Source organism: Vibrio sp. (genome assembly GCF_984391705.1).
In genome coordinates this window covers 1-15,052 of the sequence record NZ_CFHWOM010000070.1, presented here as the reverse complement: position 1 = coordinate 15,052, position 15,052 = coordinate 1, and the positions used below count along the sequence as shown (strand labels likewise).

Below are 15,052 nucleotides of genomic sequence, written 5' to 3'. Positions count from 1 at the left end.
GTGATGGCGGTAACGGTGTAGTGAGTTTCTGGCGTGAGAAATTCGTTGCGAAAGGTGGCCCTGATGGTGGCGACGGCGGTGATGGTGGTGATGTTTACATCCAAGCTGATGAGAACCTTAACACGCTGATTGATTACCGTTTCCAACGCTTCTATGAAGCGGAACGTGGTGAAAATGGCCGCGGTGGTAACTGTACTGGTAAACGTGGTAAAGATAACGTGCTACGTGTACCAGTGGGTACACGAGCGGTAGATATTCACACCAATGAAATCGTAGCAGAAGTTGCTGAGCACGGTAAGAAAGTGATGATCGCAAAAGGCGGTTGGCACGGTCTAGGTAACACCCGTTTTAAATCGTCAGTAAACCGAGCACCACGTCAAAAGACACTAGGTACCAAAGGTGAGATCCGTGAGATTCGCCTAGAGCTGTTGCTACTTGCTGATGTTGGTATGCTAGGTCTACCAAATGCGGGTAAATCAACCTTTATTCGCGCGGTATCTGCAGCGAAACCAAAAGTGGCTGATTACCCGTTTACAACGCTTATTCCAAGCTTAGGTGTGGTGAGTGTTGTACCTGAGAAAAGCTTTGTTGTTGCGGATATTCCGGGCTTGATTGAAGGCGCGGCAGATGGCGCGGGCCTTGGTATTCGTTTCTTGAAACACCTTGAGCGTTGTCGAGTTCTTCTACATATGATCGATATCATGCCGATTGATCAATCTGATCCTGTTCAGAATGCATTAACGATCATTGATGAACTAGAGCAGTACAGCGAAAAACTGGCTGGTAAACCACGTTGGTTGATCTTCAATAAAGTTGATCTAATGCCAGAGGAAGAAGCAAACGAAGTGATCCAAAACATTCTTGACGCGTTAGGTTGGGAAGAGGATTACTACAAGATTTCTGCCGTAAACCGAGATGGCACAAAGGAGTTGTGCTACAAGCTCGCTGACTTTATGGAAAATCTACCTCGTGAAGAAGAAGAGCTTTCTGAAGAAGAGAAAGTGGACTTCATGTGGGATGATTACCATAAAGATGCGATCGCAGGTAAAGATGTTATCACTGAAGATGATGACGATTGGGATGATTGGGACGATGAAGAAGATGACGGTCACGTTGTCTACGTTCGTGACTAATCACTGAATAAATATTTAAGCCGCAATGACTATTGCGGCTTTTTTGTGTCTAAATCAAATCATTGAGTTCATTTTCGCAGCACAATATCCGCATTCTAAAGGAGTAGGATAATTACATGGCATCTAAGCAACGCGCCGTTTCTCGTATGATCGCCCAAGCAGGGCAAATGCTTTTGGCTCATGGCGCTGAAAGTACGTTAGTTGGTGACTTGATGCGCCGCTTTGGCATGGCATCAGGCATGGACGAGGTTGAAGTCTCCCTATCAGCCAGTTCACTGGTTGTTACCACCGTTTATCAAGAACATTGCATTACCACTGCCCGGCGCTGTCCCGATAGAGGGATTAACATGCGTGCCATAACTCAGGTACAGCGAATCTGCATCATGCTTGAGAGAGGCATTATCGACTATGCGCTGGCGCAGCAGAAGCTCAATCAGATTAGCCCAGAGCGATACAATCGTTGGTTAGTTGTATTTATGATTGGCTTATCATGTGCAGCCTTTAGCCGCTTAGCTGGAGGTGATTGGATCGTGTTTGCGATGACTTTTTTAGCCTCTGCTACGGGGATGATAGTTCGGCAAGAAATTGGCCATCGTCATTTTAACCCGCTGCTCAATTTTGCTGCCACGGCCTTTGTGACCACTGCTGTTTCGGCACAAGCGGTTATCTATGAGCTAGGTAACTCTCCTTCTATTGTGATGGCCTCTTCAGTGTTAATGCTGGTTCCTGGTTTTCCATTGATCAATTCTGTTGCGGATATGCTCAAGGGCTATATCAATATGGGAATTGCCCGTTTTGTTATGGCTAGTTTGCTAACACTTGCAACTAGCTTAGGCATTGTTGCCGCTATGAGCTTAGTTGGTGTCTGGGGGTGGGTAGCATGATCTCAATTGAACTGCTGTTAGGCTTGCTCAACGACATGTTGTTTGCGGCGATCCCGGCTGTTGGGTTTGCCTTGGTTTTCAACGTGCCGCAAAAAGCACTCTTATACTGCGCGTTAGGCGGAGCTATTGGTCACGGCTCTCGTTATTTAATGATGCATTTTGGTATTCCAATCGAGTGGGCAACCTTCTTTGCAGCCATGATCGTGAGTATGGTTGGCATTCATTGGTCACACCGGTTTTTGGCGCACCCCAAAGTATTTACCGTTGCTGCGTTGATTCCAATGGTGCCTGGTGTATTTGCCTTTAAAGCGATGATTGCTTTAGTGGAGCTCAATCACCGAGGCTATAGTCCTGAACTGGTGGCGATGCTGATGGAGAATTTCTTGAAAGCAATGTTTATTATCGCAGGATTAGCGGTTGGCCTAGCGATGCCAGGCTTGCTATTCTATCGCCGTAAACCCATTGTTTAATTAAGCAGGAGCACACAATGATCATTAGTATGATCGCCGCGATGGCAAACGATCGAGTTATTGGTAAAGACAATCAGATGCCATGGCATTTGCCAGCAGACTTTGCGTGGTTCAAGCGCTGCACAATGGGTAAACCCGTCGTGATGGGACGTAAGACCTATGATTCGATTGGCCGTCCGCTACCTGGTCGTGAAAATATAGTTATCAGCCGTGATGCTAGCTTGGTTATTGATGGTGTCACTACGGTGATTTCTATTGATGAAGCTTTACAAGCTGTAGGTTCAGTGGAAGAGGTTATGATCATCGGTGGTGGTGCAATTTATACCGCTTGCTTACCTTTAGCCAATAAGCTTTACGTGACTCATATTGATGCGGAGATTGACGGTGATACGCAATTTCCACAATGGGGTTCAGACTTTCAGGAGTCTTATTCAGAAGCGTTTAGTGCAGACGAAAAAAATGCCTACGATATGCGTTTTGTCGTGCTGGAAAAAACTAACTAGGCGCATGAACGTTGTATAAAGAAAAGGTTGACCTAGTCGTCAACCTTTTTGATATTTGAGTATCGAGTTTTAAAGCGCTTTTTGAGTAAAGAAGGTCTTATCCTCCCAGCGCAGCATAGTTAAGCTGCCACCCCAAACACAGCCAGTGTCTAATCCGATGACATTGGCATCGTCATAGCCTTCAAGTGCAGCCCAATGACCAAATAGAACCGATTTTTCAAGTAAGACACGTTGCTCAAGAGCAAACCAAGGGATGTACTCGTTATCTTTGACTTCCTGTGGCGGGAGCTTGCACCCCATATCTAGACGTCCGTCTGGGAAACAAAAGCGCATGCGGGTAAAGGCATTAATAATGTAGCGGTAGCGTTCAATTCCGGTTAACTCTGAGTGCCAAAAGTCTGGTTGGTTATCGTACATATTTTCAATGAGCCAAGGCCAATCTTCACTTTGTAAGCAGGCTTCGACCTCACTTGCACATTGACGAGCTTGTTCCAGTGTCCACTGTGGTGAAATACCCGCATGGCACATGACAAACTCTGGGTGCTCAGCAAGCAAAGGTTGTTCCCTTAGCCAATGAAGTAGTTCATCGCGATCTTCTGCTTCCAAAATAGGCGCTGTTTTGTCTTTGCTTTTGATTTTGTGGATGCCCAGAGCCACAGCAAGAAGGTGGAGATCATGGTTGCCTAAGACGACTTTAGCGCTGTCGCCAAGGCCTCGTACGAACCTTAATGTTTCTAGAGACTTAGGGCCTCGAGCCACAAGATCTCCCGCTAGCCATAATGTGTCTTTTTGTGGAGTGAAGCTTACGGTTTCGAGAAGAAGTTGTAGTTCGTCAAAGCAACCTTGAATATCACCAACAATGTATGTAGCCACAAATGCCTCGAATTAGTTAAGAATATTAGGAATAGCGAGTCGGAATGGATCGATTTCTGCGATGAACTCATTACCTTTTTCATCTAGCATGATGTATTGGCCTTGCATTACTCCGACAGGTGTTTCGATGGCGGTACCACTGCTATAGGTGTATTCGTCGCTACCATCAATAAAAGGCTGTTGACCAACCACGCCATCCCCCTCGATGGTTAGTTGTTTGCCATTCGCGTCTGTAACAAGCCAGCGCCGGCTTAACAGTTGCACGGTTTGCGAACTTAAGTTCTTGATGGTAATGATATAAGCAAAAAGGTAACGATTAGCGTCAGGTTGGGACTGCTCTGGAATGTATTTGCTATGAACTTGGACTTTTATACAAGGGACAGCTTCCATGTAAACTCCTCTTTAAAGTCAATAAAGGGCGATAAACTAACGTTTATCACCCTTTAATTCTAGTCGAAACTATTTTCGGTTGGCGTCTAGCCAGTTGGCTAAATCTACAAATTGTTTCAATGTTAGATTTTCTGGACGCATGCCAGGATTGATATCTAGGCTTTCTAGTGTTTCGGCATCAACGAGTGCTTTGTAACAGTTGCGTACTGTTTTACGGCGTTGATTAAAGCCTTCACGACATACGCGATCGAGCCAGTTGAGACTCGTTGCAGGATACGGCAGCTCTTCATAAGGCACGAGACGTACTACTGCTGAGTCGACTTTTGGTGGCGGCACAAACGCCGTTGGTGGTACTTCCAAAACAGGGACGACTTTACAGTAGTACTGAGCCATCACCGTTAGGCGGCCATAAGCTTTGGTACCTGGGCCCGCTGCTAAGCGGTTAACCACTTCTTTTTGCAACATAAAGTGCATATCTTGCACATCTTTATGGTACTCAAATAGGTGGAACATCAGTGGCGTCGAGATGTTGTATGGCAAGTTACCAAAAATACGTAATTTGTTGTTTGGCTTCACAAGCTGAGTGAAGTCAAAACGCATCGCATCGCCTTCATGAATGGTTAGCTTATCAGCTAATTCAGGATGGTTGCGAAGACGCTCTGCAAGGTCTCGGTCAAGCTCGATGACAGTAAACTTATCAACTTCACGACCTACTGGCTCAGTAATCGCGCCTAAGCCAGGACCAATTTCTACCAAGTTTTGCCCTGGTCTTGGGTTGATCGCTGATACAATACCATCAATGATGTATGGGTCGTTCAAGAAGTTTTGACCAAAGCGCTTGCGGGCCTTGTGTCCTAAGTGGACATCGTTTCTCATAATTTTCTCAAGTTAACTGGTTTTCTTTTCTACAAGCTCAATCGCATGAGCTAGTGCAGTTCGGAAGCTTCCTGTATCTGCATTGCCTGTTCCTGCCAGATCTAATGCAGTGCCGTGATCAACGGAGGTCCTGATAAAAGGTAGACCCAAAGTAATGTTTACTGAGCGTCCAAAGCCTTTGTATTTTAGTACAGGAAGTACCTGATCGTGGTACATCCCTAAAACTGCATCGGCATCTTCAAGGTATTTTTCATTGAAAATGGTATCAGCCGGTAGCGGGCCAATTAAGTTCATGCCATCGCGTTGACGCAGTTTATCTAGTGTTGGCGTGATGGTTTCAATCTCTTCTTTACCGAGGCAGCCATCTTCACCTGCATGCGGATTAAGGCCGCACACATAAATCTTTGGTGATTGAATTGCGAACTTCTCGACTAGGTCGTTATGCAGAATATGGATAATGCTTTCCAGTCGTTCTTCTGTCACGGCTTTTGATACATACGCTAAAGGAATATGGGTTGTCACGAGTGCAACACGTAAGCCTTCTGTCGCCAGCATCATCACCACTAGTGGAGTGTTAGATTTTTCCGCGAAAAATTCAGTATGGCCGCTGAACGCTACACCAGCACGGTTAATCACTCCCTTGTGAACAGGGCCGGTGACAATAGCATCAAATTCACCACTCATACAGCCTAAAGCGGCTCTTTCTAGTGTTTTTAATACGTAATGTCCGTTTGTCTCATTCAATTCTCCAGCGATTGCCGGAGCATCGAGAGTGATGTGATCAACAATAAGAGAGCCTGCTTGCTGAGCCACTGGTTGAGAATCTGGCTGGTAGTCAATCAATTCGACATCAATTGATAACTGTTTGGCACGTTGTTGAAGTAGATTTTTATCAGCACAAACAACGATTTGATGTGGCCAACTCTCTTTGGATAGTGCCAATACCAAATCAGGGCCTATCCCTGCGGGTTCTCCGGCTGTTACGATGATGCGCTTAACTGTCATCTTCGTCATCCTTAATCACTTCAACAAATGCACTTGCTCGTAGCTCTTGTAGCCAAGCACTTGCTTCTTCATTGAACTTACGGTTGAACAAAATGCGGTAAGCTTTGTTCTTCATCGCTGAATCAGTACGATCTACCTGACGACGATCAAGCACTTCTACAATGTGCCAACCATGGACGGTTTTAAATGGTTCGCTGATTTTTCCTTCAGGCAAAGTGTCAACTTGGTGTTTGAATTCTGGAACGTATAAATCAGAGGTTTGATAGCCTAATTCACCATTCTGTGCCGCTGAGCCTGGATCTTGGCTGTATTGACGAGCCAACTCTCCAAAGGTGGCTTCTCCAGATTGAATACGCTCAATGATTTCATTTAACTCTTTTTGTACGCCTTCATCACTGAGGATTACGGTCGGGCGTATAAGGATATGACGAGCGTTTACTTCAGTAACAGCGACCGTTTCAAGACCTTTCACATCTTCAATTTTTAAAATGTGGAAGCCAACACCACTGCGAAATGGACCAATGATGCTGCCTTTGTTTTGCATAGCGACATGGTCGGCAAATATTGTGGGCATTTCTTCTTTACGCATCCATCCCCAGTCACCGCCTTGTAGAGCTTTCGGCCCTTTTGAGTAGGTGTATGCCATGGTTGCGAAGTCGGCACCGCCATTTAATTTGGCAACGATTTCCTTCGCTTGTTTTTCTAGAGCGGCAGCGTCATCACCATCGTTGACGCGTAGCTGAATATGGCCAATTTTGTATTGAACGGTAGCGTTGGTTTCTTGTGCTAAAATGTTGGCTAAGTTATCAACTTCTGCTGGAAGAATATTGATTCGACGTCGAACGAGTGCGTTGCGGGCCTCTGATGCGGCTATCTCTTTACGTACTTGCTCACGAAACTCTGAGTATTCAAGTCCTTCCGCTGCAATAGAGTCACTTAACTGCTCAATGCTTTGGTTATTATTCTTGGCAATTTCTTCAATCGCTTGGTTAAGGCGATTGTCGTCAATTCGAACGCCAATACGCTCAGCTTCTTGCTGTTGCAGTGTATCGATGATGAGTTTTTCGGTTACTTGCTGGCGCAGGACATCTTGCTCTGGCAGGCCTTGACCACTCTTACGAGCATTCGCTTTCAACGTTTTGATCGAAGCGTCAATATCACTTTCAAGAATGACACCGCTATTTACAATGACATTAATTTTATCAAGTGCGACTGGCTCAGCAGATGCAAGATTAAATTGACCTGCTGTAACCAGTGCTAACAACGACTGTTTCCAAAATTTCATTCGTAGTCCTATCCATTCATCATCTGCTATTTAGACAGCAGATGGTCAAATTAGTTGTTTAAGAAGAATGGGCGACCGTAGCCCAATGAGTTATCGCTGCTGCCAGAACCACCACCTAGGTTGGTACCAAAGCCAATAATACCAAAGTTGACGCTGAAGTTGCTCTCGTACTCAGGTTCAGAATTCGGGTAGTTATTGAAGTCAGGATCCCAGTTGCGTAATTGGTTACTGTATGACACGCCTACGTACCAACAATCGGATGTGTAGTTTACTCGACCTAACCACTCAATGGTTTCTTCTGTTGTAAAGTCATAGAAATACTGCACGCTGGCATCCCAGTGGCGAGTTAGTTGATAGCTGGCAAGTAAGCCACCTTGTGAGATGCCATCTTCGGTAATGGAATCTAAGTCTCCTAAGCTATCACCTAAGGTATTTTCGATGTAGCTGCGGGTAACATAGCGGTAGTTACCTTGGAGGTAACCTTTGGCAAAACGATATTCTAGTGTGCTATTGCCAAGTTGTACTTCACTAGAGTCGACATCGTATTGAATGCCACCATGGTAGAACAGGTAGTCACCATAGTTAAAGTCCATTTCAACTGCCCAAGCAGAGTATTGAGATGGTTTGTCTGATGTACTATCGAGGCGATTTGCTCTGTCTAAGTAGATGATTTGACCAAAGGAGACGCTTAAGCGTTCTTTGTAGTTGCTGTCATAAAAACGGGAGCTCGCACCATAACTAAATTGGTTAGCCCCCTGGATTTTATCTACGCCACTGTACTTGCGACTGCGGAATAAACCGTAATAGTCCGTCTGTAACAGCGTAGTGTCGTAGTTCGCGATGTTGTTTTGGTCGACCTCTGGAATATAGAGGTATTGGACTTGGGGTTCGAGCGTTTGCGTATAGTTGTCCATAATAATGGTATCTCGCTCTAAAACCACACCGGCTAATGAGCGAACCTCTGGCATTACACGTGCTACGCTTTCCTCTAATTCATTATCACTGACATCAGTTAAGTCTTGTTGATAGTAGGTACCTAGCAAGCGAGCTTCTGTTGTCCATGAGCCCCAAGTTGTTCCAATTGGTACGGTAAAGCCCGGCTCTATATGAACTCGAGTGGCTGATGGCTTACCTTCTGCTTCTGTGTCAAATCGTGTGATATGACTGATCACATCAAAATCTAAATAGCGCCAAAGCTCTGGTGCGTAATAATTTAGCTTGAGCTGAGGTAGAATGTGGTAAGGAAGGTTATCGCTTTCGGTCAATACCTGAAAGTCACGGGTTAACAAGGTCGCATCCCAGTTAGAAGCACGATATTGCACTTTACCTTCCTGGACTAACTGACCATCTTCACGGCTACCGATACTCGAATCTACATCTGTGAAATAATCGACATCACTCACTTGTGAGTAATCAATATTAAACTTCCAAGACTGTTGGTAAATCCCGTCATGTTTGTACTGGAAACCCCAACGATCTCCTTTCTCCGTGAATTTGCGGTCATTTGGCAGGTATTCCGCATCAATTTCACCTTCACCAAACGTGGTTAGGTAGCGAAACTTACTATTGAGCTGGGTTCCACGCTGCTGCATGTACTTGATCGTTGTTTCGAGATCGTAGTTGGCTGCAATGTTCCAATAGAATGGAATCTCCAACTCAAGGCCATCACTTGAACCGTATGATGCGGTCGGATAAAGAAAACCAGTCTTACGAGTATCTCCGATGGGAACGGTTAAATAAGGGACGTAGAATACAGGTACATCCAGAACTTCAAAGCGAGGGTTATAGAAGGTGGCGACCTCTTCGTTTTGGTCTACTTCTATACCAGACGCTTTCATTGTCCAAGCATTGTCGCCTTCAGGACATGATGTGATGCTACCATCTTCAATTTCGTACACAGCCTTGCCTGTTTTTGCTATGTATACGGCATCGCCACGGCCAGGTTCACACAGAAACTTGTACTTGGTATTCTCGAGCGTGATGTTTTCGGTATTCAGGTGATTAGTTACTTTGTCTGATGTCGATTTAACTGTTCCATCACTGAATGCCACGTTACCTTCTGCAACAATGATGTTTTCTTTTTGGTGCAGCGTGACTTGATCGGCTTGAAAGCGCTTGTTGCCTTGAACAACTACAACATCGCCTTTGTATGTTGCTTTATCACCGTTAATAGCTTCTAGGCTATCAGCTTCTAATGTGACAGGCTGCTGACTAGGGTCTTGTGGCTCAGAGACATTAATCAAACATTGATCTATAGCGGGCAGTTCCTGCACACTATCGTCTACCATAGCTTCTGCTTGAGTTTGAGGCACAAAAAGAGCTGCGCTGATTGAAGCGGCTAACAAGGTGCGGGAAAAACGTGACATCGAGTTTTACTATCCTGTTTAACTTGATATATCCGGTGTTGCATCGACTGACCTTGAACTTACGAGGTCAATTGTTCGCAATATGTTAATGACCGAATGTAGAATAAACGGTCCTTATGATAAAGGAATTTGTGGTTAACAGCACTATCAGACCGCTTAACGACGAAAAAATTCAGAGATTGAGAGCACATAATGCATATTTTCGGCAAAATTCTAGGCTTATTTTTTGGCTTTTTGTTTGGAGGCCCGTTTGGCGCCATATTTGGCCTGTTTATTGGTCATCAATTCGATAAAGCTCGTCGCTTAAGACAAGCTGGTTTTAATACCAGTTTTGGAAGTGGTCCTAGCCAAGCGGAGCGTCAGGAAGAGTTTTTTAAAGCGGCATTTTCTGTGATGGGGCACGTCGCGAAGGCCAAAGGTCAGGTTACACCTGAGGAGATTCAGCTTGCAACGACTATGATGGAGCGCATGAACTTGCATGGTGCTCAGAGAAAAGCGGCGCAAGATGCATTTCGTGAAGGGAAAGAGAGTGATTTCCCTTTAGATACAGTGTTAGAGCGCGTTCGAATTTCAACTGGTGGGCGCTTCGACCTAATGCAATTTTTCCTCGAATTGCAGATATCAGCCGCTTTTGCAGATGGTGATATTCACCCTAGCGAAAGAAATGTCCTGCATAAAATTGCTCGAGGGTTAGGCTTTTCTTCTGAGCAACTCGAACAGCGTCTGCGAATGCAAGAAGCGGCATTTCGTTTTCAGCGTGGTGGATTCGGTGGCCAAAGTGGAGGGCAATCACATCAGTCAGGCGGTAATTGGCAACAAGCTTCAACCGCCGATCAGCTGAGCGATGCGTACAAACTGCTTGGCGTTGATAGTAGCGCTGATGCTAAGTCTGTTAAAAGAGCATATCGCAAGTTAATGAATGAGCATCATCCAGACAAGTTAATGGCGAAAGGCTTGCCTCCAGAAATGATGAATGTGGCCAAGGAAAAAGCTCAGGAAATTCAAAACGCTTATGATGTGATTAAGAAAGCCAAGGGCTTCTAAATCAGATTTACACTCCTTAGTTTAAATACTCTTCCTATACTAAATAAGACAGCATTACTAATGACTTTGTTGTTAATAGTGGTACTGAGAGATATGAGCACTATTTTACTTACTGTGCTCTGATGAATGGTAGGGTTATGAGGCGTCTGTTCAAAGCGATGAATTTGAACCATAACTCTATGTGCTAAGGGATTGAGTTATGAATAGACTAACTAAAAAGCTAGTGCTTGGCGCTGGCTTAATACCTTCACTGATGTTGAGCTCAGAGGTTCTTGCTTGTAGTGATACTCCGATGCTTGGGACTATGTGTGCATTCGCAGGTAATTTTGCACCAAGAGGCTATGCCTTAGCTCAAGGGCAGTTATTAAGTATTTCACAAAATACGGCTCTTTTTTCCATATTAGGAACCACTTATGGTGGCGATGGTAGAACTACTTTTGGTCTACCTGACACGCGCGGACGTGCTCTGGTTGGTAGTGGCAATGGGCCAGGTTTGAGCAACTATGCATTAGGGCAAAAAGGAGGGGTAGAATTCGTTACTTTGACTGAGGCGCAAATGCCAGTCCACACTCACGGAGCTGCCACTTCGATTGGAGGCTCGATTGATATTTCCGGTATTATCGACCTGCATGCATTCAGTGGTAACTCTGATGATAAAAGCCCGGTAAACAATGTGTTAGCTCAGTCAAAAGGCAAGCCACTGTATGCTTCGAGTGCTCCAGATGTCACAATGAGCCCAGACTCTATTTCATTTAATTTACTGGCAACGAATAACTTGTCGGCAACCACAAATTTATCCTCTTCTGGTGGAGCGCAATCACATGAAAACCGAATGCCCTATGTTGCGGTTAACTGGATCATAGCTCTGCAGGGCTTATACCCGTCTAGAAACTGATCCCATGCCGGTGACTCAAGTTAGCGTTCGTCTTCGTACTATTTTCCTGTTGCTGCTAGCACTTGCTTTTTCTTGTGCTGCTGTTGAACAGGATTTAAGTCTAGAAGGTGGTTACCACGCGCTAGCTAGTGAAGATTATTCTCTTGCGTATCGCACGTTTAATAAATTGGCTAGAGAAGGCGAGGCGGAGGCATTGTTCCCTCTGGCTCTCTTTTATCAACGAGGCTGGGGGAAGGTTCGCGAAGATATTGATAAAGCATGCGCGTTGTTTTTCCGTGCAGCTAGAGCGGATATTCCCAAAGCGCAACAAGAGTATGGTCATTGCATTATAGAAGGGTATTCGAACCCTTCTGTAAATCCGGTAGTGTGGTTGGAGCGAGCGTACCAGAACGGCATCTATGAAGCTGCATGTGATATTGGTCGTTTGTACCTTGGAAGTACTTGGCAAGAGTATGATGTGGGGAAAGCTTTGCTATGGTGCCATAAAGCCGCAGAAAAAAGTGCGCTTAAAGCGCAGGTAACGTTAGGAGATATTTACTTTCAGTTATCTGAGTTCGATCAAGCTGAGTTTTGGTATCAACAAGCGATAAATAGTGGCTCTGGTGAGTCTGCTTTTAAACTGGCAACGCTTTATCTCAAAGCGGTTGAAGTAGCTCCAAATACCGACTACCCATCACACAAAGCTTTGTACTTGATGGAGTTGGCTTCATCGTACAAAGTAGAACAAGCTTATATTCCAACGGCTCAGTTATATTGGAAGAAGCTGCGTGCTAGCAGTAATGAGACTGAGGCACTGTTAGCGAAAAGTTATTTATGGGCGAAAACGGCAGATATAGTTAACTCGACTAAGCAAACACAGCGATTGCTCTTCGAAATCCAGCAAGAGTTACCGAAGGAATGGAAGCGAGAGTTAGACCTAAAGGTTGAAATGTTTCTAAACAAATAACCGCTAGGAAATGCAAAAGGCCTGAGATATGTGAACATACTCAGGCCTTTCTAATTCGTTGTGGCTTTCTTAAAGAAAGTGGTGGCCCCTCGCAGACTTGAACTGCGGACCAATCGATTATGAGTCGACTGCTCTAACCACTGAGCTAAGGGGCCATATAGGGCAATGATTATAGGGGAAGGCGATCTTGCTGTCTAGCCAGTTAGGTAGCTAAATGCGCTTAGTTTTTATCCACTTAAATCAATTCAATACAAAAAAGGTGAGCTATTGCTCACCTTTTAATCATTAAAGACTTATTGCGTTATTATTCGTCTAGGAAGCTGCGCAGAGTTTCTGAGCGGCTAGGGTGACGAAGTTTACGCAGTGCTTTTGCTTCGATCTGACGGATACGCTCACGAGTAACGTCGAACTGCTTACCTACTTCTTCAAGAGTGTGGTCTGTGTTCATATCAATACCAAAGCGCATACGCAGTACCTTTGCTTCACGCGGAGTAAGACCAGCAAGAACGTCTTTTGTCGCTACTTTTAGGCTGCCTGCAGTTGCAGAATCTAGTGGTAGCTCAAGCGTTGTATCTTCAATGAAATCACCTAGATGCGAATCTTCGTCGTCACCGATTGGTGTCTCCATAGAGATTGGCTCTTTAGCAATTTTCAGTACTTTACGGATCTTATCTTCTGGCATTTGCATGCGCTCAGCCAGTTCTTCCGGTAGCGGCTCACGACCCATCTCTTGTAGCATTTGACGAGAGATACGGTTTAGCTTGTTGATCGTTTCGATCATGTGTACCGGAATACGAATCGTACGTGCTTGGTCCGCGATTGAACGAGTGATTGCCTGACGGATCCACCACGTTGCGTAAGTCGAGAACTTGTAACCACGACGATATTCAAACTTATCAACCGCTTTCATCAGACCGATGTTACCTTCTTGGATCAGATCCAAGAACTGTAGACCACGGTTGGTGTATTTCTTCGCGATAGAGATTACAAGACGCAAGTTCGCTTCTACCATCTCTTTCTTCGCGCGGCGAGCTTTCGCTTCACCAATCGACATACGACGGCTGATATCTTTGATGTTTTGAACTGTCAGTGACGTCTCTTCTTCAATGATCTTCAGCTTAGCGATTGAGCGACGAATATCGTCTTCGCTACGTCGGATTTTGTCTGCATAAGGTTTATCAGATGCTAGAATTTCGTCTAACCATGCGTCGCTTGATTCGTTGCCACTAAATAGAGCGATGAATGATTTCTTAGGCATCTTGCCGTATTCAACAGATGCTTTCATGATCAGACGCTCTTGAGTACGTACACGCTCCATAGAGGTACGTAGTTCGTCAACAAGGTAGTCAAATTGCTTTGGTGTTAGGCGGAATTCTTTGAATACGTCGATAACCATTTCATGCGCAACGGTTGCTTTCGGGCTTTCATTGCCGTACTCATTGCACGCAAGTTGGTAATTCTGGAACGTATTACGAAGTGCTGTGAATTTCTCTAAAGCAAATTCAGGGTCGATGCCTGTATCTTCTTCTTCAGCTTCTTCGTCTTCACTTTCTTCGTCTTCTTCATCTGCGTCTTCTGCATCTTCATCTTCAAGATCAGATTCTGCGAGTTCAGAGCCGATATGCGTTGCAGTTGGTGCTGCGGTTTCATCTGCATCTGGGTCGACAAAGCCAGTGATTAGGTCAGTTAGACGAAGTTCTTCTGCTTGAACTTTGTCAAACTGCTCGAGAATGTACGGGATAGTACCTGGATATTCAGCGACCGCGTTTTGAACTTGGTTAATACCATCTTCAATGCGCTTCGCAATATCGATTTCGCCTTCACGGGTAAGTAGTTCCACTGTACCCATTTCACGCATGTACATACGTACTGGGTCAGTAGTACGGCCAATCTCGTTTTCAACGCTTGAAAGTGCCGCTGCTGCAGCTTCAGCTGCATCTTCATCGGTGATGGTTTCATCGTCATTCAGCGCTAGATCATCCGCATCAGGTGCGGTTTCAACAACACGGATACCCATGTCGTTGATCATCTGAATGATATCTTCTACCTGCTCAGAATCTACGATTTCTGCTGGTAGGTGGTCGTTTACTTCTGCGTAGGTCAGATAGCCTTGTTCCTTGCCTTTAATGACAAGTTGCTTCAGCTGTGACTGCGGATTTTGATCCATAGACGGTATCCAACTTAGTATCTGGTGAAGGAATTAGTATGCGAGTTGCAAACCACACATATTAACAAATTAATTGATTGCTGACTATCCGAACAGGGTTACGCTTTTAAATCTAGCATGAAAGCTAGCAGCTCCCTTCTCTCTTCGGTTGATAAACCGACACTTCTTTCTTTGGCCTGCAGATTTTCAATTTGTTTTTCAACGCACTGGGCAAG

At 44.9% G+C, this 15,052-nt stretch carries 14 protein-coding genes and 1 tRNA gene; 7 read left to right on the top strand and 8 right to left on the bottom strand.

The genetic code is table 11. From position 1 onward, the window contains the following. The 4 genes from cgtA to folA form a co-directional block, all read left to right on the top strand. A partial coding sequence (cgtA, locus tag AC4MRV_RS19725; protein WP_491189013.1) for an Obg family GTPase CgtA occupies positions 1–1,133 on the top strand: 1,133 nt, incomplete at its 5' end. Between the two features lie 116 nt (positions 1,134–1,249). Beyond that, positions 1,250–2,017: a threonine/serine exporter family protein gene (locus AC4MRV_RS19720; RefSeq protein ID WP_491189012.1), complete on the top strand. Its 768-nt coding sequence runs from the start codon at positions 1,250–1,252 to the stop codon at positions 2,015–2,017. Then, positions 2,014–2,487 (top strand): threonine/serine exporter family protein, encoded by a 474-nt coding sequence (locus tag AC4MRV_RS19715; protein WP_491189011.1) that lies wholly within the window; start codon positions 2,014–2,016, stop codon positions 2,485–2,487. The genes AC4MRV_RS19720 and AC4MRV_RS19715 overlap by 4 nt, the downstream gene beginning before the upstream one ends. 17 nt (positions 2,488–2,504) lie before the next feature. Beyond that, the gene (gene folA, locus AC4MRV_RS19710) at positions 2,505–2,990 is read left to right on the top strand and encodes a type 3 dihydrofolate reductase (protein WP_491189010.1); all 486 of its coding nucleotides are present in this window, start codon (positions 2,505–2,507) and stop codon (positions 2,988–2,990) included. Between the two features lie 69 nt (positions 2,991–3,059). On the opposite strand, the gene apaH is transcribed toward folA, so the two are convergent. From apaH to lptD, 6 genes are all read right to left on the bottom strand, one after another. Continuing rightward, complete coding sequence (gene apaH / locus AC4MRV_RS19705) at positions 3,060–3,863, bottom strand: bis(5'-nucleosyl)-tetraphosphatase (symmetrical) ApaH (RefSeq protein WP_491189009.1); 804 nt, start codon at positions 3,861–3,863, stop codon at positions 3,060–3,062. 12 nt (positions 3,864–3,875) lie between these two features. Beyond that, the gene (gene apaG / locus AC4MRV_RS19700) at positions 3,876–4,253 is read right to left on the bottom strand and encodes a Co2+/Mg2+ efflux protein ApaG (protein WP_491189008.1); all 378 of its coding nucleotides are present in this window, start codon (positions 4,251–4,253) and stop codon (positions 3,876–3,878) included. Positions 4,254–4,322: 69 nt separating this feature from the next. After that, positions 4,323–5,129 carry a 16S rRNA (adenine(1518)-N(6)/adenine(1519)-N(6))-dimethyltransferase RsmA gene (rsmA, locus tag AC4MRV_RS19695; RefSeq protein ID WP_491189007.1) on the bottom strand — a complete coding sequence of 269 codons (807 nt, stop codon included), beginning with the start codon at positions 5,127–5,129 and terminating at the stop codon, positions 4,323–4,325. 12 nt (positions 5,130–5,141) lie between these two features. Beyond that, a complete protein-coding gene (gene pdxA / locus AC4MRV_RS19690; RefSeq protein WP_491189006.1) occupies positions 5,142–6,134 on the bottom strand; it encodes a 4-hydroxythreonine-4-phosphate dehydrogenase PdxA in 993 nt (330 codons plus the stop codon). Continuing rightward, on the bottom strand, positions 6,124–7,419 hold the full coding sequence (gene surA / locus AC4MRV_RS19685) for a peptidylprolyl isomerase SurA (protein ID WP_491189005.1): 1,296 nt from the start codon (positions 7,417–7,419) through the stop codon (positions 6,124–6,126). The genes pdxA and surA overlap by 11 nt, the downstream gene beginning before the upstream one ends. A gap of 50 nt (positions 7,420–7,469) precedes the next feature. Further along, a complete protein-coding gene (gene lptD, locus AC4MRV_RS19680; protein WP_491189004.1) occupies positions 7,470–9,785 on the bottom strand; it encodes an LPS assembly protein LptD in 2,316 nt (771 codons plus the stop codon). Positions 9,786–9,977: 192 nt separating this feature from the next. Here lptD and djlA point away from each other — a divergent pair, with 192 nt between their 5' ends. From djlA to AC4MRV_RS19665, 3 genes are all read left to right on the top strand, one after another. Beyond that, positions 9,978–10,829: a co-chaperone DjlA gene (gene djlA / locus AC4MRV_RS19675; RefSeq protein ID WP_491189003.1), complete on the top strand. Its 852-nt coding sequence runs from the start codon at positions 9,978–9,980 to the stop codon at positions 10,827–10,829. A 199-nt stretch (positions 10,830–11,028) separates the two neighbouring features. Then, complete coding sequence (locus tag AC4MRV_RS19670; RefSeq protein ID WP_491189002.1) at positions 11,029–11,724, top strand: phage tail protein; 696 nt, start codon at positions 11,029–11,031, stop codon at positions 11,722–11,724. Between the two features lie 4 nt (positions 11,725–11,728). Continuing rightward, on the top strand, positions 11,729–12,670 hold the full coding sequence (locus AC4MRV_RS19665; RefSeq protein ID WP_491189001.1) for a tetratricopeptide repeat protein: 942 nt from the start codon (positions 11,729–11,731) through the stop codon (positions 12,668–12,670). Between the two features lie 79 nt (positions 12,671–12,749). Here the strand turns inward: AC4MRV_RS19665 and AC4MRV_RS19660 are convergent. Together AC4MRV_RS19660 and rpoD are read right to left on the bottom strand one after the other, a co-directional pair. Then, positions 12,750–12,825: transfer RNA gene (locus tag AC4MRV_RS19660), tRNA-Ile, on the bottom strand. 149 nt (positions 12,826–12,974) lie between these two features. Continuing rightward, positions 12,975–14,837 (bottom strand): RNA polymerase sigma factor RpoD, encoded by a 1,863-nt coding sequence (gene rpoD, locus AC4MRV_RS19655; protein WP_491189000.1) that lies wholly within the window; start codon positions 14,835–14,837, stop codon positions 12,975–12,977. Positions 14,838–15,052 lie beyond the last annotated feature (215 nt).